General features: G+C 56.7%; 18 protein-coding genes. 7 read left to right on the forward strand and 11 right to left on the reverse strand.

Translation table 11 applies throughout. The features are described from left to right. Positions 1-107: 107 nt before the first annotated feature. Complete coding sequence (locus CJP46_RS20865; protein WP_094597564.1) at positions 108-1,184, reverse strand: LacI family DNA-binding transcriptional regulator; 1,077 nt, start codon at positions 1,182-1,184, stop codon at positions 108-110. Between the two features lie 339 nt (positions 1,185-1,523). Here CJP46_RS20865 and CJP46_RS20870 point away from each other — a divergent pair, with 339 nt between their 5' ends. From CJP46_RS20870 to CJP46_RS20880, 3 genes are read left to right on the forward strand one after another with little or no spacing between them, the layout of a single operon-like run. Continuing rightward, a complete protein-coding gene (locus CJP46_RS20870; RefSeq protein WP_094597565.1) occupies positions 1,524-1,973 on the forward strand; it encodes a hypothetical protein in 450 nt (149 codons plus the stop codon). Between the two features lie 10 nt (positions 1,974-1,983). Continuing rightward, complete coding sequence (locus tag CJP46_RS20875; RefSeq protein WP_094597566.1) at positions 1,984-3,729, forward strand: ABC transporter ATP-binding protein; 1,746 nt, start codon at positions 1,984-1,986, stop codon at positions 3,727-3,729. Continuing rightward, entirely contained in the window at positions 3,713-5,560 is a 1,848-nt protein-coding gene (locus CJP46_RS20880) for an ABC transporter ATP-binding protein (RefSeq protein ID WP_373558023.1), read from the forward strand. Before CJP46_RS20875 ends, CJP46_RS20880 begins: the two co-directional genes overlap by 17 nt. A 99-nt stretch (positions 5,561-5,659) precedes the next feature. On the opposite strand, the gene CJP46_RS20885 is transcribed toward CJP46_RS20880, so the two are convergent. The 3 genes from CJP46_RS20885 to CJP46_RS20895 form a co-directional block, all read right to left on the reverse strand. Beyond that, positions 5,660-6,664 carry an alpha/beta hydrolase gene (locus tag CJP46_RS20885; RefSeq protein ID WP_094597567.1) on the reverse strand — a complete coding sequence of 335 codons (1,005 nt, stop codon included), beginning with the start codon at positions 6,662-6,664 and terminating at the stop codon, positions 5,660-5,662. 483 nt (positions 6,665-7,147) lie between these two features. Next, positions 7,148-7,561, reverse strand: coding sequence for a hypothetical protein (locus tag CJP46_RS20890; RefSeq protein WP_094597568.1), 414 nt, complete (start codon positions 7,559-7,561; stop codon positions 7,148-7,150). Positions 7,562-7,572: 11 nt separating this feature from the next. After that, positions 7,573-8,121, reverse strand: coding sequence for an NAD(P)H-dependent oxidoreductase (locus CJP46_RS20895; RefSeq protein WP_094597569.1), 549 nt, complete (start codon positions 8,119-8,121; stop codon positions 7,573-7,575). A 168-nt stretch (positions 8,122-8,289) separates the two neighbouring features. On the opposite strand from CJP46_RS20895, the gene CJP46_RS20900 reads away from it, so the two are divergent. From CJP46_RS20900 to CJP46_RS20910, 3 genes are all read left to right on the forward strand, one after another. After that, a complete protein-coding gene (locus tag CJP46_RS20900) occupies positions 8,290-8,925 on the forward strand; it encodes an HlyD family secretion protein (RefSeq protein WP_094597570.1) in 636 nt (211 codons plus the stop codon). A 12-nt stretch (positions 8,926-8,937) separates the two neighbouring features. Further along, positions 8,938-10,482 carry a DHA2 family efflux MFS transporter permease subunit gene (locus CJP46_RS20905; RefSeq protein ID WP_094597571.1) on the forward strand — a complete coding sequence of 515 codons (1,545 nt, stop codon included), beginning with the start codon at positions 8,938-8,940 and terminating at the stop codon, positions 10,480-10,482. A gap of 197 nt (positions 10,483-10,679) precedes the next feature. Then, positions 10,680-11,309 (forward strand): LysE family transporter, encoded by a 630-nt coding sequence (locus CJP46_RS20910; protein ID WP_094597572.1) that lies wholly within the window; start codon positions 10,680-10,682, stop codon positions 11,307-11,309. Here CJP46_RS20910 and CJP46_RS20915 read toward each other — a convergent pair. Together CJP46_RS20915 and CJP46_RS20920 are read right to left on the reverse strand one after the other, a co-directional pair. Further along, positions 11,251-12,690 (reverse strand): amino acid permease, encoded by a 1,440-nt coding sequence (locus tag CJP46_RS20915; RefSeq protein ID WP_094597573.1) that lies wholly within the window; start codon positions 12,688-12,690, stop codon positions 11,251-11,253. The two genes, CJP46_RS20910 and CJP46_RS20915, sit on opposite strands and share 59 nt — an antisense overlap. Positions 12,691-12,934: 244 nt before the next feature. Then, entirely contained in the window at positions 12,935-14,194 is a 1,260-nt protein-coding gene (locus tag CJP46_RS20920; protein WP_094597574.1) for an alkaline phosphatase, read from the reverse strand. A gap of 233 nt (positions 14,195-14,427) precedes the next feature. Here CJP46_RS20920 and fumC point away from each other — a divergent pair, with 233 nt between their 5' ends. Continuing rightward, the gene (fumC, locus tag CJP46_RS20925; protein WP_094597575.1) at positions 14,428-15,816 is read left to right on the forward strand and encodes a class II fumarate hydratase; all 1,389 of its coding nucleotides are present in this window, start codon (positions 14,428-14,430) and stop codon (positions 15,814-15,816) included. Positions 15,817-16,018: 202 nt separating this feature from the next. On the opposite strand, the gene CJP46_RS20930 is transcribed toward fumC, so the two are convergent. The 5 genes from CJP46_RS20930 to cydD form a co-directional block, all read right to left on the reverse strand. Beyond that, the gene (locus tag CJP46_RS20930; RefSeq protein WP_094597855.1) at positions 16,019-17,266 is read right to left on the reverse strand and encodes an MFS transporter; all 1,248 of its coding nucleotides are present in this window, start codon (positions 17,264-17,266) and stop codon (positions 16,019-16,021) included. A gap of 241 nt (positions 17,267-17,507) precedes the next feature. Beyond that, positions 17,508-18,095 (reverse strand): TetR/AcrR family transcriptional regulator, encoded by a 588-nt coding sequence (locus CJP46_RS20935; RefSeq protein ID WP_179281254.1) that lies wholly within the window; start codon positions 18,093-18,095, stop codon positions 17,508-17,510. Between the two features lie 182 nt (positions 18,096-18,277). After that, a complete protein-coding gene (locus tag CJP46_RS36600) occupies positions 18,278-18,439 on the reverse strand; it encodes a hypothetical protein (RefSeq protein WP_163881934.1) in 162 nt (53 codons plus the stop codon). 98 nt (positions 18,440-18,537) lie between these two features. Continuing rightward, positions 18,538-20,307, reverse strand: a complete 1,770-nt coding sequence (cydC, locus tag CJP46_RS20940) for a thiol reductant ABC exporter subunit CydC (RefSeq protein WP_094597577.1) — start codon at positions 20,305-20,307, stop codon at positions 18,538-18,540. Next, entirely contained in the window at positions 20,304-22,145 is a 1,842-nt protein-coding gene (gene cydD, locus CJP46_RS20945; RefSeq protein ID WP_094597578.1) for a thiol reductant ABC exporter subunit CydD, read from the reverse strand. Before cydD ends, cydC begins: the two co-directional genes overlap by 4 nt.

Raw genomic sequence — 22,145 nt, forward strand, 5'->3', positions numbered from 1 at the left:
TTTATTTTTGCCGATAAGTAAACAGATTCAGTCAATCCGTTGAAAAGGCAGCCGTTTAAGAAACCGGCTGCCTTTCATGTTCGTTGACTGAATATATGGGTCAGCCCTTAGCTTGGGGAGCCGCCTCCTCCAGGCGCCGGCGCCGTGGAATCGCGGTAGACGATGTCGCCGGCGAGCAAAATTTTTTCCAGCGGCGAATCCGCCTTGTCCATCTGTTCGAGCAGCTTTTCGACAGCCCGGCGGCCCATCGCCTCCTTCGGAACATGGACGGTCGTCAAGGACGGGCTGCCCTTGCCCGCATCGGCGATATTATCGAACCCCGTCACCGACACGTCCTCCGGAACCCGTACGCCAAACTCGATCAACGTATCCATGGCTTTCAGAGCAATCGCATCGTTGGCGCACACCAATGCGGTCGGCAGCGATTTGGATTTGATTCTCCGTGAAATCCACGACCTGATCTCAGCATCAAAGTCGCCGGTTTCCAAATCGGCGAGCGGGATGACCAGACCTTCCTGGCCAGACAGCCCCTGCTCGTCCAGTGCCGTCCGGTAGCCGATGGAACGATCCCGGAAGCTGCGCGAATACCGGTCGTTCCCGATGAATTGCAGCCGCTGATGGCCAATACCGATCAAGTGGGTCGTCAGCCGGGCCATCACATCCATGTTGTTCACAAAGACCGTGTCGGACGGAATGAGCGGATCCTCCATATCGACCAGCACGATCGGCAGCCCCATCCGGTGTACCTCCAGCAGCAGCGGCGTGGAAATTTCCCCAACGCCGATGAGCCCAAGAATCCCCTCCGGATTCAGGAGGCTGACAAAGTTATCTACGTTCTGTTCGGATATGATCACCATGCCCAGTCCCCGTTCCTCGAGGCTGATCGAGATCCCTTCCATAATTTTGCCCCAGTACAGCGATTCCCTGTTCTGAAAACGGATATTAGGCATCAGCACGATCACGGAATGCTTGACGCCGCTGCGCTTAAGAGTAGTGGATTCCGTGCGCGGGCTTCTCATATAGGCTTTCTTTTGCGAAAAATACCCGAGCTGGGAAGCCGCCTGAATCACCCGCTCCCGGGTCATCTCATTAACTCCGCCCTTGCCGGACAGCGCCTTGGATACAACGAACTTGGATACGCCCAGATGGTCGGCGATTTGCTGCATCGTAATCTTTTTGGCCATCGTCTCTATTTCACCTCAAATAAACTATCATTCATGTTACGAACATCGTAAAAGGCTGCTTCGGCTGTCCGCTTCCTAAAGGCGGGCAAAACGTCGGTAAATACCCTCGGTCTATTTACAGCCGCTTCTAATGAAATCGGGTTTGTTAGCCTGCAGAATCATCAACATTATAACAAAATGGGGACCGGCATTATATAGAGACGATATCGAAGAACCGAGAAACGAAAATCTTTTCCATATTGGGGATAAAAGGGATTGACTCCCATTACACATTCGTATACATTTGTATACAAACAGAACAACAGGTATACTCATTTTCTAATTTAAGGAGTGATATCAATGAAAGAGGATACGAACAACGAGGCAGGCCGTCACCCGGATTCGGCCGCGGATCCCCGCATTCTGGAGGCTGGCGGCCGCTGGGAGCGAGGCGACCGGCGCGGCGGGGGCCGCGGACATGGACACCACGACCACGGCCGCCGCGGCAAGAGGGAGCATCAAGGCGACGACGAGGGCGGCCGGAGCTTCCACAGCGCCCAGACGTTTCGACGCGGCCGCGTGCTGATGTTCCTCGAACGCATGCAGGTGATGCGCAGCACGCTGATGCAGCAGCTGAACCAGCCCGAGTTCCAGCCGATCCAGCAGGTTATTACCGGCGAGCTGAAAGCCGTTGACCAGATGATCCAAGAGTACATCCATACTTTTGAGCTGCGTGAAATGGGGGAAGGCGAAGTCTTAGGTTCTTCGCCTGGAGGCCAGGCGCAGTCTGCCGATCCTGATACCAAGTGAGGTCCCGCCTATGTGGAAATTGATGTTATCCTATCTTCGCCCTTACAAGGTGTCGGCCCTGCTGGCTCCTCTGCTGATGCTGCTCGAGGTATCCATGGACCTGCTGCAGCCTGCGCTGATGGCGAACATCGTCAATAAAGGAGTCGTCCTCGGCGACCTTGCGTACATCGAGCGAACGGGTCTTATCATGCTTGGGGTTGCCGTAGTCGGCCTGCTTGGAGGCGTGGGGTGCACCGTCTTTTCGACTTATGCCTCCCAGCATTTCGGCACCGATCTCAGGGACCACCTGTTCCAGAAAATACAGACGTTTTCCTTCCGTAATCTTGATGAGCTGAAGACCGGATCGCTCATTACCCGGCTGACGAACGACGTCGTTCAGCTGCAGACGGTAGTCCAGATGATTTTGCGGAGCATCCGCTCCCCGCTGCTGTTCCTCGGCAGCCTTATCATGGCTTTGTGGATCAGCCCACGGCTGACACTTATCTTGGCTGTATCCATTCCTGTCTTGGTCGTCTTTCTCGTCCTGCTGATCCGTAAGTCTTTTCCGATGTTCGGCCGCGTTCAGTCGATGCTCGATCAGGTCAACGGCGTCCTGCAGGAGAACCTGGCCGGGATTCGGGTCGTCAAGGCTTTTGTCCGCGCAGGCTATGAACGCAAGCGTTTTGCCGGCGCCAACGGCGAATACACGAAGGAGGCCATTTCGGCCAACCGGCTCTTGGGGCTGAACATGCCGGTCATGACGCTGATCCTTAATTTGAGCGTCGTGGCGGTGCTCTGGTACGGAGGCGCCCTTACCCGCGGCGGGTCTCTTCCCGCTGGCGACTTGATCGCCTATATCAATTACGTGACTCAGCTCCTGTTCGCCATGTTGATGGTGAGCAACATGCTGACCTTCATCTCCCGGGCCAGAGTTTCCGCAGCCCGGGTGCAGGAAGTGTTTGACGAGCAGCCGGACATCGTCGATCCTGCCGGTGCCAATGCCATGGAACCGGCTGCCGCGGACGTCGTTTTCGAAAACGTATCCTTCGGTTACGGGGAGCACCCGCATGCCGATCCCGTGCTCAGCGGGATCAGCTTTACGGCCAAACCCGGACAAACAACCGCCATTCTCGGCGTGACCGGATCAGGCAAATCATCGCTCGTGCACCTGATCCCGCGGCTCTATGACGCCACCGGCGGACGCGTTCTCATCGGCGGCACGGATGTCCGCGACATCCCGCTGGACACTCTCCGCGGGATGGTCGGCATGACGCTGCAGCAGTCTGTGCTGTTCAGCGGCATGGTGCTGGAGAACATCCGATACGGCCGGCCCGACGCTTCGCTTGCGGAAGTGACCGCGGCGGCCAAGGCTGCCCAGGCCCACGATTTTATCATGCAGATGCCGGACGGCTATGAGACCTTGATCGGGCAAAAAGGCGTCAACCTGTCCGGCGGGCAGAAACAGCGCTTGTCGATCGCCCGCGCGCTGCTCGTGAAGCCGCGGATTCTCATTCTGGACGACAGCACCAGCGCGGTCGACGTCGGCACGGAATCGCGCATCCAGGCGGCGCTGAAGGAACTGATGAACCGCAGCACCAACATCATCATCGCGCAGCGGATCAGTTCGGTCATGGAAGCCGATCAGATCCTGGTGCTGGAGAACGGCGCCATTGCCGCCCGGGGAACCCACGAAGAACTGCTGCGTACCAGCGCGATCTATCAGGATATTTACCGTTCGCAGCGGAAGGAGGAAGATACGCATGCCGCAGCCAACTAAACCCGCCGGCGCCGATCCCGGTCGTGGAGGCCCTCCTATGATGGGCCATGGACCGGGCCGAAACATGGTGATGCAGAAAGCCAAGCCCAAGCAGGCTGCCGCTACCCTGAGAAGACTGTGGGCCTATTTGAACCGCCAGCGGTTCGGATTGATCATTGTATACGTTACGACCATTCTCAGTGCAGTCATTTCCCTGATCGGCCCCTTCCTGCTCGGCAAAGCGATCGACCGCTTCATCATGCCGAAGGAGCATGAAGGCTTCTGGTCTCTCTGCCTGCTGATGATCGGCATCTACGTGCTGGGCAGCGTGGTCTCCTGGATACAGGTGTACGTCATGACGGCGGTTTCCCAGCGCACCGTGCTGGCCCTCCGCGAGGATTTATTCGATAAATACCAGCAGCTGCCGCTGCGCTTTTTCGATACCCATCCGACCGGAGAGCTGATGAGCCGCACGACCAATGACATCGAGAACGTATCAAACACGCTGAATCAGAGCGTGACGCAGCTCTTGAACAGCATCATTATGCTGGCCGGATCGCTGGTCATCATGCTGAGACTCAACCTGCCCCTTACGCTCGTCAGCCTCATCAGCATTCCGCTCGTGCTCGTGGCCACCCGCCAAATCACAAAGCTGACCCGCAAGCTTTTTAAAGCCCAGCAGCAGCACCTCGGCGAACTCAATGGCTTTATCGAGGAAACCGTCAGCGGGCAAAAAATCGTCAAGCTGTTCCGCCGGGAGCCTGTTGCGGTCGAACAGTTCCAGAAGATCAACCGGAAGCTGAATCAGGTCGGAATCCGTGCGCAGATCGTCTCCGGCATGGTCGGGCCGGTCATGAACATGGTGAACAACCTCAGCTTCGCTCTGATCGCGGCGGTCGGCGGATGGATGGTGTTAAAAGGGCATACCTCCGTCGGCATCATCGTCAGCTTCCTGAACTATTCCAAGCAGTTCGGCCGGCCGATCACCGATCTGGCCAACCAGTTCAACCTGATGCAGTCCGCCATTGCGGGGGCCGAGCGCGTGTTTGAGATTTTCGACCTCGACACCGAGTACGCCGAGGACCGCAAGCGGGCCACCACGGAACTTGGACAGGTGAAAGGCAGCGTCGAATTCAGAAACGTGTCCTTCAGCTATAAACCGGGGACGCCGGTGCTGCAGGACGTATCCTTTACCGCCGATCCCGGCCAGATGATCGCCCTCGTCGGCCCTACGGGCGCAGGCAAAACGACGATCATCAACCTGCTGACCCGTTTTTACGAGATCGATCAGGGCGACATTTGCATCGACGGAGCGAGCATCCGCGATACGGACAAAGACAGCCTGCGGTGCAAGGTGGGGATCGTCCTCCAGGACGCCTACGTCTTCTCCGGCAGCATCCGCGAGAACATCCGGTTCGGACGACTTGCTGCGACCGATGCCGAAGTGGAGCATGCCGCCAAGCTGGCGAATGCCGACCGCTTCATATCCCGTCTGCCGGACGGGTACGATACGGTCCTGGCCGCCGAGGGCAGCAACCTCAGCCATGGACAGCGGCAGCTGCTGACCATTGCCCGGGCGATCCTCGCCGATCCGGCCATCCTCATTCTGGATGAGGCCACCAGCAGCGTTGATACCCGGACGGAAATGCATGTCCAGGAAGCGATGCAGACGCTGATGAAAGGGCGGACCAGCTTTGTCATCGCCCACCGGCTGAGCACGATCCAGGATGCGGACCGGATTCTGTTCATCCACGGCGGACGCATTGCCGAGCAGGGGAACCACCGGGAGCTGCTGGAATCCAAAGGCTTCTACTATGACCTGTACACCAGTCAGTTTCAACGGGCGATATAACTTATTCGGCATAAAAAAACTCCGGATGCCTTTGCGGGCGCTTCCGGAGTTTTTTTCGATAATCGTTTTTTCGATGATAGATGATATTAGAATAATAGGCTAGCCCTCCACGGGGGTCAGGATCACCTGCGGCTCCGGGTCGGGAATCGAGTCCCTTTCCGTCCCCTTTCTTAAACGGATGTACCGGCCAATAAATTGGTGTATCCTGCGCTTGTACTCTGCTTTGTCCACAAAATAAGCGTTTGCGTGCGAAGCCCCCTGGGCCACGTAGACTTCCTTCTCCCCTGCCGCGGCTTCCACAAGACGATGCAGCATGGCGTATGGGACGAACGTATCGCGGTCCCCGTGAATGAACAGAATCGGAAGTTTTGTCCGGGCCACCTGCGTTAACGCCGACGCTTCTCCGAAGGCGTATCCTGCCCGCAGTTTGCACATCAGGCTGGTCGCCGGCAGCAGCGGAAAAGGTGGGAGCTTATACATCTGCTTGAGCTGATGGGTCAAAATGTCACGCACCGACGTATAAGCGCAGTCGGACACGATGCACTTTACCTGCCCAGGAAGCTCTTCCCCGCTGGTCATCAGCACCGTTGCCCCTCCCATAGATACGCCATGCAGTATGATTTCCGCTTCGGGCCCGCTGCGATCGATGACCATGCCGATCCACCGTAGGATATCCTTGCGGTCCGGCCAGCCAAATCCGATGTAATTTCCACCGCTTTGGCCGTGCCCCCGGTTATCCGGCATCAGCACGTTCATGCCCAACTCGTGGTACAGCTTTGCAAAAGCCCCCATTTCCCGGCCCTGGCTGGAATAACCATGCACGACGATGGCGGTTTGGCGGGTGGCCGCGTCCGCGGGGATAAAATACCCTTTGAGGGCAATTCCATCCGAGGACGTCAGCTCCAATGTTTCAACAGGCTGACTGTGAAGCCACTCCTCCTCCAGCTCCCAGGGGTATTCTTCCTTGACCAGCGCCGGATCGGCCTCCAAAAACTCCTTGGTACTGCGCTTGATGCCCACATTATAGAAATAAGCACTTGCCGCGGCCAGCAGCAGAACGATCGCGGCCAGGCAAATGATGGCGACCCATACGGCGGTGAACATATCGTGATCTTTCCCTCCCGATCTCAGGTGAATATTGGATATGTATAAAATAACATTCCAGGGCACCGCATACAATGGCGTTTCCGCGTGTTGTGGCGGGGCTAGGGGGCGGACCGAAGCGCGAGACAATCACGCGATCACGCGATCATGCTGCTGCATCAGCCCGGCACTCTCTCCCCTTTATCTACATAAAAGTCCCACACCTGGCCCTTCGAACGGCTTCAGCCGCAATCTGTTCCAGACATGCAAAAACAGCCCTTCCGTCGGCCGGATAGAGCTGATTCGCTGTGCTGCAGGATATTGAACTAAAGTTCGCCTTATTATCCAGGGAGTTTTATCCGCATATTAAAGTCAAGGTTTGCATGTTTCTCCATTTCGCTCAATCCAAACAATACAAGGCCTTGCACGTGGCTTTAAGCTCTATCCATTCCTATAAAATTGAACCGAGGGTGAACATGTCCCCCAGTCCAATCCACCCACATGCTACTTTTTGTTTTTCGCCATTGACCGCAGCGCTTCCCGATAGGCATTGTCCGTGCTGCGGTCCGGCTTTGGCGGCGGCGGTTCCTCTTCCTTGGCCGGCGTGCCTCCGGAAAACTGCCGGAGCGCCTCCCGGTAGGCCCGGTCGCTCTGCAGATCGGAAGCTTGCGGATGCCGGGTTGTCAGCGTTGCCGGCTTTGGATTTCTTGGCGGCTCGTTGGTCACCGGCCCGTTGGTCAACGGCGGCGTTTCCTCCGTCTTCACAGGTTCAAGATGTGCGGCTGGCTCCTCCGCTTCTTGGTTTTTTCGGACTGATTCCTGAGCCTGCTTTTTCGCCGATTTTTTGGACATCCGGGCGTTGTAAATAAAAAGAAAAACCAGGGCGAGGACAGCCAGAACGATAAAGGCGATAATCATAGCCTTGTACCTTACCTTGCTGCCGAGGAGAATCGTCCGGCCAATACGGCTACGCGCTTACCTAATGCACGGCCCAAGGCGAGGTCGTTTTCGCTGGGCAGGTTTTTGGGATCATCCTCCGAGAGCTCCACGGGACAAGTCACACCCACGCCGTAATACGATCCGTACAGGGCGTTCTCCGGAATGTTCCCGGGAAGACCGACGACAATCATGCCGTTATGGAGCATCGGCGTCAGGAGATTGATCATGGTGGACTCCACCCCTCCGTGCACGGTTGCCGTCGTGCAGAATACAGCCCCGACTTTGTCGACCAGTTTGCCCTGCGCCCACAGGTAGCCCAGCCGGTCGATCCAATTTTTCAGCCCCGCGCTGATGGTTCCAAAATGCCCCGGACACCCCCATACGATAGCATCCATATCCTCAAGTTTATAAATATCGGCTTCATTGACGTGAGCCATCTCTGCCTCAGCCCCGTCAACGCTCGATGCCCCTTCCCAAACGGAACGCGCCAACGCTTCCGTGTGGCCGTTTTCACTGTCGTAAACCACATACACTCTCATGTTTAACTCCCCTTTCATCAACTGGATTTCTTATTTATCCCCAGGGCCGCGTCCCTTTATCCTTGCGGAAAGCCGAGGATTTCCATTGCTGAATATGAATGGAGCAATTAGGAGATGCTCTTCTATATCTGAACTGAGGAAGCCAAATTTAGGAGGGAATATGCTTTTATGAATTCGCGTGCACTGCTGGTCAACGTCGTAGTCGTCATCATTGTGCTCGTCCTAGGCGGCGCGGCTATTTATTACTACAACCAGACATCCAACTATATTAAAACCGACAACGCCCAAGTTACCGGACAGGCCGTTTCCATTACCGCACCCGCGGCCGGTAAGCTCACGACCTGGAATGGTTCCGTCGGCAAATATTATAATTCCGGCGATGTCGTAGGAAGCGTGACAGCCGGAGGTACCCGGCTCGATATTACGTTCCCTGTGAACTCCACCATCGTACAGCAAACCGCCGTTCCGAACGCCTACGTATCCCCAGGGACTGCGCTGGCAAGAGCCTACAACCTAAACAACTTGTGGATTGCGGCCAATATCGAAGAAACCAAGCTGGATAAAATCAAGGTCGGCCAAACCGTCGACGTGTATGTCGATGCTTTTCCGGATACGACGCTGACCGGCAAAATCGATCAAATCGGATTGGCTACCGCGTCCACGTTCTCGCTGTTTCCAACGACCAATTCCAATGCCAACTACACCAAAGTGACGCAAGTCATCCCTATCGTCGTTACCATTGAGGGGTATAAAGGCCTCGGAATCGTTCCAGGCATGAATGCGACTGTCCGAATCCATATTTAGGGGGCTTGTCTAATGGAAAACATACACATGGGGCGGACGTTGACGGTGCTCATGCTCGGGGCGTTCGTCTCCATCCTGAACCAGACGCTGCTGAACGTGGCGATCCCCCACCTGATGAACGATTTCAACGTTTCGGCAACGACGGTGCAGTGGCTGTCCACCGCCTACATGCTGGTGAACGGTGTGCTCGTTCCGGTCACCGCTTTTCTGATCGAGTCCTTCGGCACCCGGGTTCTATTCATTACGGCCATGAGCCTTTTTACCGTTGGCGCGGTGCTCTGCGCCGTCAGTACCAACTTTCCGCTGATGCTGTTCGGCCGCGTCGTGCAGGCCAGCGGAGCGGGGATTATTATGCCCGTCGTGATGAACGTGTTCCTGACGGTATTCCCGCCCGAAAAACGCGGAACCGCGATGGGCATGATGGGGATTGCCATGATGTTCGCTCCGGCGATCGGACCGACGCTATCGGGCTGGATCGTGGAGCACTATACGTGGCGGATTTTGTTTTTCATGGTCATTCCGCTGGCCGTTCTCGACATTCTGTTCGCCTTGAAATGGCTGAACAACATCAACCGCCTGACCAAACCGAAATTCGACACTTGGGGCGTCATCTTCTCCACCCTTGGCTTCGGAATACTGCTCTATGGCTTCAGCTCCGCCGGAGACAAAGGCTGGACCAGCTTCACGGTGCTCGGCTCGCTGATTGTAGGTGCGGTCTTTATCATCCTGTTTATCGTGCGCGAGCTGAATATGGACACGCCGATGCTCGATTTCCGCGTGTTTAAATACGACATTTTTTCGGTTTCGACGGTCGTCGGCGGCCTCGTCAACATGACGATGTTCGGAGCGATGCTGCTGCTCCCGATTTACCTGCAAAATATCCGCGGGTTCACCCCGCTTCAGTCCGGCCTGCTCCTTCTACCGGGGGCGATCCTGATGGGGATCATGTCCCCGATCTCGGGAGCGATTTTCGATAAAATCGGCGCACGGCCCCTCGCCATTGTCGGCCTGCTCATCACCGCGGTCATGACCTTCGAGTTCAGCCGATTGACCGATGCCACGTCATATTCGCATCTGATGCTGCTCTATACGATCCGCAGCTTCGGTATGTCGCTGATTATGATGTCCGTGCAGACCGAGGGGCTCAACCAGCTTCCCTACAACCTCGGAAGCCACGGGACGGCAATGTCCAATACGATGCGGCAGGTGGCCGGGTCGATCGGGACCGCACTGCTTGTAACGGTCATGTCGACGCGGACGACGTTTCACGTCGCCGAATCCGCCACGCTCTACAACGAGGACAACCCGTTCATCATGCAGGATATCGCCGCATTGGGACAGGAAGTCGCCGTCACTGCCGGCGTTCCCGCTGAGACGGGCGTGTCTCTGGCACTGCAATCGGTGCTCGGGCTGGTGTCAACGAACGCAAGCATCAACGGCATCAATGACGCCTTTATTGTGGCGACCTGGTTTGCCATCGCCGCCTTGTTCTTTTCCCTCTTCCTGCGCCGGGCGCGCAAAGGAAAACGTTCCGGCAGCCCGGCCAAGCAGCCATAAGCTCGGCACCAACAAGACGAACCGCCAGCAATATGGGGCTCCCGTCCATGAGGTTCATTATACAAAGCCGCTATCCCGTAAGGGATAACGGCTTTTTTAATTTTCGGACAAGATTCTCCGTTGTAGTCGTACAAGCTGGCCCCTTCTCATAAGATGTAACAATGCGACGATAGATCAATGAAGGAGGTTCTCCCTTAATGAGTGTATGGATCAGCCATTTCCTGCTTGGCCTCTCTCTATCCGCTCCGATTGGCCCGATTAATGCGGCGCAGATGGACCGCGGACTGCGTGGAGGCTTTTTACATGCGTGGCTGGTGGGTCTCGGGGCCATGGTGGCCGACGGCATCTTTATGCTGCTTGTGTATTTCGGGGTGATTCATTTTCTCAACATCCCCTTTATGAAAACATTTCTGCTGTTGTTCGGGTTCTTTATCCTGACTTATATCGGGGTAGAAAGCCTCCTAACCGCTGGAAAAGCGGGCATGGAAACCCGCAGCAGCAATGAATCGCATGTCAAATCCTTCAGCGCCGGCTTCATCATGTCCATTTCCAATCCACTGTCCATCCTGTTCTGGATGGGGATTTACGGTTCGGTTCTCGCCGATATGATCGCCAAATACGAAGCCAAAGAGGTCCTCCTGTACAGCTGCGCTATCATGGCCGGCCTGATGCTGTGGGATGTGTTGATGGCTTTGGTGGCCAGCATGTTCCGGCGGATGCTCACCAACCGCCTGATCAGAGCCATTTCGGTTATTTCAGGGTTCTCGCTTATCGGATTCGGCCTCTATTTCGGATACGAGGCATACCGAATTTTGTTCGGGTCCTGATCGTTCTTGGGCCAGTCTCGGCGTGCTCTTTGTTATCGTACGAGCTCTTCTTCGGCCCATCGGCGTTGTTCCAGAAGCGGCGCATCACCAGCGTGACGCAGCCGATGATGACGATGAACCCGAGGCTGATAAAAAAGCCGGGGCGGCTGATTTTATGAAACAGCGTGCCGACCAGCGTCAGGACGATCAGCGCCATGCCGATATACAGCTTGACCTTTCCCCAACCCGTGAGCTTCAGCAGCTTGCCCGACGTCAGCAGGATAAACAGCCAGTTATACAGCAGCATCAAGCCTGCGGCCGTCGTAATGTACTCATATACGCTTTTGGGCATCAGAAGTGCGGATACCACGGAAGCGAGAAGCCCCACAGCCGTCAAACCGATGGCCGGCAGGGGCTTTTTCCCTTCCTTCTTCTTTCCTTTGATGAAAAGAGGCGGCGCATCCCCGTCGCTGGCCAGCGTCACGATCATCGTCGTTACCGCGAACAGCGAGGCCGTCATCGTCGAGAAGCCGGCAATGATGAGAACCGCATTAAACAAATGCGGCACAAACGGCAGCTTGTAGTCGACGAGTGCCACCACAAAGGGGCTCTCCTCGGCAGCATAGGATCTCCAGGGCTCAAGAATTAGCGCCAGCCCGATGGAAGTGACATAGACAGACGCTAACAACAGCAGCATCATTTTGCCCGCTTTTGGCGCTTCTTTGGGCTCATTCAGCCTCATCGTCATCAGTCCCAGCGCTTCCAGTCCCCCGTATCCGTAAAAGGCGAAAATGAGCGCTGCCCAAAATCCCGTAAACCCGCCCGGTATCCAATCCCGTGGAAAAGCGGGGCCGTGGGCGTCCGTCCGGAGCAGGCCGGTTACCGCGAGAACGGCGATCACGATAAACATGAAAATCGCCGCGATTTTTAGCACGGCAAAAATGTTCTCCATTCGCTCGAACCCCTTGGTCCCGATCCAAATGATGAGGAGTCCGAGAACACCGTACCCCGCCGCAAAGCACCACATCGGAATCTGCGGAAACCAAAAGCGCGAAAACAAGGCAAGCGCCGTTAACTGGCTCCCCATGATGAGCAGCTCCGACGACCAGTACACCCATCCGCTGCTGAACCCTGCCCACCGGCCAAAGGCCTTCTTCGCATAGGAGCGAAACGAGCCCTCCATCGGGTCCTCCGCCGTCATCTGCGACAGCTTGTCGTAGACCAGGTAAGCCCCGAACGCCGCCAGGACGTACGCAACGACCCCGGAAGGGCCGCCGATCTCAATCGCAATATGAGAGCCCAGAAAAAAGCCCGTACCGACTGTACAGGCAACCCCAAGGAGCGACAGCTGCCACCATTTCAGCTTCTTCTCTTTCGTCTGGTAGCCTTGGTTCTGTGCCATAAATGTCTTCCTCCACGGTATTGGTCGAATTCTGTTTATCATCCCCTGGAGCTGACATCTTATGTACTTTATACCGGGTCCCTGAGGCTCGGAGGCTTTATGGAACGGGCTGTCTTATGCAGGAGCCGCATGCCGCAATTTGCAATAGCAGGAACGCGGAAAAAGCCGCAGCCTGCAGAGTTTCCATCCTCCTGCAAACCACGGCTTTTGAAATAGATAGCCCAATGATTCCTTTTACAATACGTTACTTCTTGATTCCCCAAGCTTTCAAAATGGCATCATGCACATACGTATTTTCGTAGACGCCTGCAAACAGCTCGGCTCTGCTGCCCATAGCCGTCAGGGGAACGTCCACGCCGGAGTGGCCGGAAGTCGTCCAGTCTACATAGAACTGATCCTTGGAGTTCGCGATGGCAAACGGACCGTCTTCCTTGGAGATGCCGTCTCCGGACTCGTCCTTGTCATCCGGTTCTTCGATCGTCAAGCCGCCTGTCTCATGGTCGGCAAGCACAAGCACCAGTGTGTCAGGATTCTTCTTCGCGAATTCCTTGGCTGCGCCTACGGCTTTATCCAGCTCCTGGCCGGCTTTGATCGTCAGCTTGGCGTTATTTTCATGCGCCATTTCGTCCGTGCCTTCTTCCTCGACCATCAGGAAAAAGCCTTTTTTATTTGTGGAGAGGGTATCCAGCGCTTTCTTCGTCATGTCCACGAGCGGTACCGTTGGATTGTACAGGTCACCCTGTCCTTCCTCTCTTTGCTGGAACATTTCTTCATTGGCGAACAGGCCCAGAATTCTGCCGTTCTTCGCTTTGCTCAACTCTTCTTTGTTCGTTACAAATTGATATCCGAGCTGCTTAGCTTTCTCCACCAGGTTGCCCTGAGTGCCCTTGCTTCCTTCTGTCGGATCTTCAGCAGGCTGATCCGGATGCGGACCCGGCGTACCTTGCGGGTACCAGAAATCCTCACCGCCGCCCAGCAGCACGTCTACCTTTTTCTCCAAGTATTGCTTGGCGATATCACTTTGTTTGGAGCGGTCTTCCACGTGGGATGCGAATGCTGCAGGCGTTGCGTCGGTAATTTGGCTTGTCGTCACAAGGCCCGTTGATTTGCCGTTCTCCTTGGCGATTTCAAGCAGCGTTTTGACCGGCTTTTTGTTTGCGTCCACCCCGACAGCTCCGTTGTAAGTTTTGACGCCGCTGGCAATGGCCGTTCCCGCTGCGGCGGAATCCGTGACGGTAGTCGTGGAGTGTGTGCGCAGAAGTCCAACATACGGCATATCGTCCATTTGCAGCTTGCCGTTGACGCCAACTGTGCTCAGACGGATTGCGTCGCGTGCTGCGGTGCCCATACCGTCACCGACGAACAGGATGACGTTTTTGGCTTTGCCCGCATTTTGCGAAGGGGCTTTCGAATTTCCTTGGGCGCTGACCGATCCCGTAAAAATCAAACTTGCCGCCGCGCTCAGGCAGAAAGCGGTTTGAACCAGACGTTTACTGCGTTTCATTCATCATTCACTCCTTTAAGGGATTCTAGCATGTCCCCATTATAGGAACCGATTGTTAAACGGGATGGCGGAGTTTGTAAAATGTACTTCATATTTGCGAAAGGGCAGGGCAAGGGCCGGACGGGCCCTATCGGGCTTCGGGTGAAATCTATTTTCTTCTGGTCCCCGGATTATGATATATTTCATATCAGGAAGACCTATTTTTAATAGAAGTGGAGAAGGAGGAAACACAATTGGAATTCAGAATTGAGAAAGACACCATCGGCGAGATCAAGGTTCCGGCGGACAAGCTCTGGGCGGCACAAACCCAGCGCAGCTTTGAAAATTTTGAAATCGGCACGGAGAAAATGCCCCTTGAGCTGATTCGTGAATTCGCTATCCTTAAAAAAAGCGCGGCCCTAGCCAATAAAGAGCTCGGCAAGCTGATCGCAGAGAAATCGGGCGCCATCGTCGCAGCTGCCGACGAAGTCATCGCCGGCAAACTGGACGAGCATTTCCCGCTCGCTGTATGGCAGACCGGAAGCGGCACCCAGTCCAACATGAACGTGAACGAGGTCATCGCCAACCGGGGGAACCAGCTGCTTCAGGAACAAGGCAGCGACCAGCGTATCCACCCGAACGACGACGTCAACAAGTCGCAAAGCTCCAATGACACCTTCCCGACCGCTATGCATATTGCCGCCCTGGTCGCCGTGGAAGATCAAGTTCTGCCTTTCCTGGCGAAGCTGAAGGAAACCTTCCGCGCCAAGAGCGAGCAGTTTATGGATATTATCAAAATCGGCCGGACCCACCTCCAGGACGCAACCCCGCTTACCCTGGGCCAGGAAATCAGCGGATGGCACCGGATGCTGGAGAAGAGCGAAAGCATGATCCGCAGCAGCATGGAATCCCTGCGTGAGCTGGCGATCGGCGGCACCGCGGTAGGAACCGGCATCAACGCCCATCCGGAGTTCGGCGCAATGACGGCAGCCAACATCAGCAAGCTGACCGGCAAAACGTTCACTTCGGCGGAAAACAAATTCCACGCGCTCACGAGCCATGACGAAATCGTCTATGTTCACGGCGCGCTGAAAGCGCTTGCCGCAGATCTCATGAAAATCGCCAACGACGTGCGCTGGCTGGCCAGCGGTCCGCGCTGCGGCATCGGCGAGCTGACGATTCCGGCCAATGAGCCGGGCAGCTCCATCATGCCGGGCAAAGTCAACCCGACGCAGAGCGAAGCGCTGACGATGGTCGTCTGCCAGGTCATGGGCAACGACGCGGCGATCGGCTTTGCGGCGAGCCAAGGCAATTTCGAGCTGAACGTGTTCAAACCGGTCATCATCTATAACTTCCTGCAGTCCGCCCGCCTGCTGGGCGACGCCATGCGCTCATTCAACGACCACTGCGCCATCGGCATCGAGCCGAACCGTGCAGTGATCGAGCGCAACCTGAATCAGTCGCTCATGCTCGTGACGGCGCTCAACCCGCACATCGGCTACGAAAACGCCGCCGCGGTCGCCAAGCTGGCGCACAAGGAAGGCCTGACGCTGAAAGAGGCGGCCTTGAAGAGCAACCTGCTCACCGAAGAGCAGTTCGACGCCGTCGTACGTCCGGAGGAAATGATCCATCCGAAGGAGTAGTTTAAGGAGGAAGTAGCGGAGGAGTGAGCAGATCCATGTCAGCATATCCTGGAGCTGGTTCCTCCACGCTCTGCCCCCCGCATGAAGTAAAAAAGTCGAGTGTTAGCCAGGAATGCTCCTGGCCTACTCGACTTTTTTTAATATGATATTCGGCACGCACACACACAGGGTATTCCACGCATACTGGATATCCATGCCCCTCTCAGGTCGTCATCGCTCCCTGTTCTGCCCCAGTCGCGGCAAGTTTCGCTTTGCAGTGCGCCAACCGGGCCTCTTCCTGCTTTCTCGCGGCGTAATAACGCCGGAAGCGGACGGAATAACCGAGCATGTACAGCACCAGCAGCGAGGCCAGTGTGTTCAATACGACGAGCGATACGTGCAGATCGAAAAAGTACGTCAGCACGCCCGTGCCGACAACCGGCACGATAAATCCGGCATAGCCGGCAAGGTAAAAGGTCGTGATCACCTTTGGCCGAACCTCGGCGTGTGGCAGCTCACCCGCCAGCCGCAAGCTGATCTGGAACGTCCAGCCGCTGCCAAGGGCTTGAACAAATACACCGATCCACAGCAGAACGATGCTTCCGGTGGATCCCGAAAAGACGACAAGCCAGGCCCCTAGCGACAGCATCGCGATGCCAAGCCGCAAACGGGTGACCGGTTCGCTCGCCAATGGCATCATCTGCAGCAATGCCCCTCCCCCCAGCAGCAGCAGGATGAGCAGGCCAGAGACGGACAGGTTGGACGTATGAAGAACGCTTTTTACAAAGGAAGGGATCAGGGACAAAATAATGCCGTTCAGCGTAAACAGCGTAAAGATCGGCAGGGCGCTAAACGACCAGAAGTGCGGACCGATCTCGGACGGTACCCCCAGCGATATCGGTGCAGGTGATGCTTTGGGCCGGCCCTTTTGCGCCAGAAAATCGGTATCCTTCAACGTTTCCAGAGCAAACCATGCGCTTACCAATAATGCCGTCAACAGCCAGAACGGAACGCGCAGCGGCATCAAGTGCAAATACTGAATGACAAGTCCCGTCACAGCCGGACCCAGACCGAATCCGACGGATACCGTTATCCCGGATAAGGTGATGGCCAGAGGGATTTTATCGCCCGGTGTCTGCTTCAGCAAAAACGCCACCGCGGTACCCGTAAACGTTCCGTACGCAATCCCCTCCAGAATTCTTGCGGCATACACAAGCCACGCCTGCTGACTGCCCATAAATACCAGGGTAGCAAGAATGGAGATCCATACGCTGATCCGGAGTACCCGTTTGAGCCCCCATCCGCTTCCCCTAGATCCGGAAACCAGCAGCGACGGCAGCAAAAATAGGGCATACACGGCAAACAAAATCGTAATCTGCAAACTGCTTAAATGGTAACGCTCCTGGTAGAGCGGAAATAACGGGGACGTAAACGTCGCCCCGATCGACATCATCAAAATGACCCAAAGCATGCGTTTCAAGAGAATCACCCTCACTTATTGGAATGTTCGTTCAAGAAAAGAGCAAAGAAAGCGAGATGCTCCCTTGTGAAAAAATCAGCCTTTAATCCATCTACGAGCCCTCTAATTAGAACACATCAAAATCCGAATTTTATTTGAATGCCCGTTCAAAAAAAAGGCTTGAAAAAGGGAGACACACAGCATGGATACATAGCATGACACTGCATCATTGTTTCAACTTGCATAGACGCCGTTAAAACACCGTCGATACCGCGACTGCACAAATATCCTCCAGCACGCCGCGATCGGCGGCCGTCCGGGCCATGACATGCAATCCTTGCTTAATGCCGTTCAAATACCGGGCCAGCTGGCGCGGGCTTTGCTTGCTTCGCAGCAGCCCCTTATTCTGCGCCCGCATCAAAAAGCTGAACAGCAGCGCTTCCGTATGCATATAGTGCGCATCGATCCGGCTGGCGACGTTCGGGACAAAAGCCACCGCTCCCAAGGTCGTGTTCGTCATCAGACAGCCGCGTCCCCGGGCCGCGTTATTCAGCGAAACGTCGATCACCTTGGAAAAATAACGCTCCAGCAGCTCCTTTGGAGAGTCGCTGTCCTCTTTTAAAATATAGTTGTAGTTCTCGTCCGCTCTTGCGCTGAAACGGTCCAGGCAAGCCAAAAACAGCTCATGCTTGTCGCCGAACGTATCGTACAGGCTGCCTCGGTGAATCCCGAGGTGATCGCATAAATCCTGAATCGAGGTGCTCTCGTAACCTTTCTCCCAAAACAGGTCCAGCGCCTGGTCGACGGCTTTTTCCTGGTCGAATTCCTTGTGTCTGCCCATAACCATCAACGCTCCTTCCCTTATCTTGATGTGAGGATAACATTTTCTTGAACGTGCAGTCAAGTATTAAGCACAAAAACAAGAGGGGTGCCCCCGATCTTCATGATCTCCTTCAGGGCACCCCGACGTCATATCGCTGCTATAAATGGAAAATAGCCTTTCGCCCATAACCCAATGGCCGATTATTCGTTATCCTGGGTTGGCTGCTGGCTGAACGCTTCTTTTGCGTCCTTCACCATTTCTTTGGCAAACTCTTCTCTTTGTTTGTCCGGTACCGGCATTTTGTTCAGCTCGGTTCTTTGGACTTCGTATTTGCTAGGCTCTTGATCGTTGTGATTGGTCATGTCCGGGTGCACCTCCTTTAATGGCAAAAAACTGCCCAAATGGTAGGATGCACCAGTCCGGTTTTTTTATGCATGCCGCGCGCTTCCCTTTGAACCGATTAATTGGCCTTGGTCAACAGCGCCTCCGGCCGGTCCAGCTGGTACAAGCTGCGGTAGCGCGGCTCGTTCTCCAACAGCTCGGCATGGCTGCCGCGCATTACGATCTTTCCGTCCTCCATAAACACGATTTCGTCCATATGCTCCGCTCCGGCCAAATGATGGGTTACCCAGATCAGTGACTTCCCCTGCAGCGAATCGAGCATGATCCGGATCAGCTCATTTTCCGTCCGGGGGTCCAAGCCGACCGTCGGTTCGTCCAAAATGACCACCGGGTTGTTCCGCAGCCAAATCCGGGCCAGGGCGATCCGCTGGCGCTCGCCTCCGGAGAACCGCTGCCCGGTTTCGTGCATCCGGGTATGGTAGCGGTCCGGCAGCGATTCGATCAGCTGGTCAAGCTTTACCTGCCGGGCGGCCCGCACGATATCCTCCTCGCCGGCGTCCTGGCTGCCGAGCCGGATATTGTTGGCCACGCTCGTATCGAACAGGTGCGGGTTCTGGTTCAGCACCGAAACGATATGGGGCATATGCTCCCCGATCGTCGCGGCCGGAACGCCGTTCAGCGTGATCTCGCCCTCCGCCGGGGCCAGCGCACCCTCCAGCAGCTTGAGCAGGGTCGATTTGCCCGCACCGCTGCGGCCGATGATGGCGACCTTTTTCCCCTGCGGAATATCGAGGGAAATATCCCGCAGCGCCCAGGACGAATCGCCCTCATAGCGGAAGCCGGCGTGGTCCACGCGGATATGAACGGCGCCGCCGGCCATCGCCGCGGCTTGGTCTTCGCTCATCTGTCCGTTTCCGTCTCCATTCACGAAAGACTCCTCCCCTTCCAGATCCGAGAGCCGCCGCAGGGAATCCCGATAGCGCGGAAGTTGCTCTACGGCTTCCGAGACCGGAAGCAGGGCATCCGTCACCGGGAACACGACCAGCACAAAGGCCGCGATCAGCACGGCAGGCAGCTTCCCGTCCGCATGCATTCCAGCCGCCCAAATCAGCACCGTCAGCAGGATCAAGCCGACTACGCACTGGCTGGCCAGCTGTCTGAAGCGTACCCAGCCGCGGAGCTTCGCGTCCGTTCGGGCGGCTTCTCCCGCTTTCGCCTCATAAGCCGCCAGGAACTGGGCTTCCCGGCCGCTGATCACCCAGTCGCCCATGCCCAGCACCGCATCGGTCAGCTGCCGGTAGAGACCGGCCTTCTGCGTTTTGGACAGCTTCGTATTGGCTTTGGTCATCAGCAGGGATACCCACGGCAGAATACCGACCAGGATGAACATGTACAGTGCCAGGAGCAGGGCAAAGCGAAGGTCCCACTGGCCCACCGCCGCTGCAGCCGCCGCGTACATCACCAGCGCCGCCGCTCCGGGAAACACGGTCCGCAGATACACATCCTGCAGATGCTCGATATCGGCGGACAGCACGCCCAGAACGTCCCCGGCGCGAAACCGCGACTGGATCCAGAGCGCCTGTGGCTCAAGGATCCGGTACAGCCGTTCGCGCATGGAGGCGACGATCCGGAGGACCGTATCATGGCCAGCCAGCCGTTCGGTATAGAACAGGACGGCCCGCCCGATGCCAAACGTTCGGACGAGCACGATCGGCACGTAAACCATCAGGATGTTGTCCGGACGCAGCGCCGATTTGGAGATCAGCAGTCCGGAGGTGAACATCAAGCCTGCCGCGAACAGCAGTGCGAGGCTGCCAAGCCCGATAATCAGCAGGCAGCGACCCCAGTGGGTCCGGATATAGGGTAATATCCATCCTTCTTTTTTCACCTTACTCCCTCCATTTGCGATCGAATCAAAGCGTCATATGCTCCCCCCCTTCCGAGAAGCCCCGAATGGGTTCCTTCCTCGACGATCCTGCCCTGCTCCAGCACCAAAACATGATCCATATCGGGCATCCAGTGCAGGCGGTGGGTGGCCAGAAAAACAAGCTTGCCCCGGAACAGGCGCAGCATCGTATGCTTCAGTTCATACTCGGTTTCAATATCGAGATGGGCCGTCGGTTCATCAAGCAAAATAACCGGCCGGTCGCTCAGAAAAGCTCTGGCGAGCGCCACGCGCTGCGCCTGCCCGCCGCTCAGCTGGCGTCCACCCTCGCCGATCGGCTCATCCAGACCTCCCGGCAGGCTGCGGACCAGCCCGGCCAAGCCGGCCGCTTCCGCAGCCTGCAGCGCATCCTCCCGGGACGCCTCCGGTGAGTAGAACCGGATGTTATCCAGCAGGGAGCAGCTGAACAGATACGGATGCTGCGGGATATAGGTGATCTGGCTCCGCCATGCTTCACCAGCAAGCGAATCTACCGGCGTCCCGTTTAGGCAAATCTCGCCCGCCTCGGGTGCGAGGAACCCACCCAGCACGTCGATCAGCGTGGATTTGCCGGCGCCGCTGGCCCCGATGATGCCGATGGTCTGCATGCCCTGAACCTCGAAGGACGCGCCATCGAGGGAACGGGGCCCCTGTCCGGTCCCATCCGCGCGACGCTCTGCAGGCCGGTCAGCTCCAGCTTCCCGTCTGCGTTCAGCACCTTCTGCTTCCGGTGCTGAACCGCCCGCCGCGACCTCGGCCCGGTGCCGCACGGCCACCCCCGACAGGGTCAGCCGGCTGAACGGCGACCATCGCCAGTCGGCGTCCGGACCGGCCGTTCCATCGGAATCAGCCGGTTCTCCTACCGGCCGGTCCAGGATGGACTGCATTACGGTCCCCGCCTCCTTGCCGTCCTGGGTCGCATGGAAATCCGTCCCGACCTGCCGGACGGGCAGGAAATATTCCGGCGCCAAGATCAGCACCGTCAGCGCGGTGACCAGCTCAAGCTGGCCGTTCACGAGCCGCAGGCCAAGGCCGACGGCGACGACGGCCACCGACAGCATTGTGAAAAAGTCGAGCGCAAACGAGGACAGGAAGGCGACGCGCAGCGTGCGCATCGTCGCCGTCCGGTAGCGGTCGCTCACCTTGGCCACCGATGCGCCATGCTCCCGGCTCTGCCCCAGCAGCTTCAGTGTCTCCAGGCCGCGCAGCGAATCGACGAAGTGGTTGGACAGCACCCGAAAGGTGTCCATCTGTTTTTCGGCCTGCATGCGGGAGGCCAGGCCGATAAGAATCATGAAGGCGATCAGGATCGGCATGGAGACCAGCAGAATGACGCCGGACGTGATGTCCCGAAAAAAGACATAGGCCAGAATCAGCCAGGGAATGATGGACATGCCTGCCATTCGGGGCAGGATCAGCTCCAAGTATTTGCGGAACTTCTCCGTTCCTTCGAGCGCCAGCGTGACCAGATGGCCCGTGCCCTCGGTTCTCGCGAACCGCGGGCCGAGCTGGAACAGCTTGCGCAGCATCCGTCCCCGGACATCGGCCGCGGTGTGGTCGGCAAACGCGCTGCCGATTTTCTGCTGCAGCAGTCCGAGCCCATGCCGGAGCAGAAAAGCCCCTAGGAACATGGCGATCCTGCCGGTCTGCCCAGACAGCGGCGCCCCCGCGAACAAGGCCGATACGGCTTCGGCCAATCCTTTGGCCATCATCAGGATGGAGACGCCTTGCAGAACCGTCAGGAGCAGCATGACGCCGAAAACGGGTTTTATCCCTTTGTAACCCAGCAGCTGTTTATCCAT

The sequence above is a fragment of the Paenibacillus sp. XY044 genome (assembly GCF_002257645.1).
Classification (GTDB): domain Bacteria; phylum Bacillota; class Bacilli; order Paenibacillales; family Paenibacillaceae; genus Paenibacillus_AQ.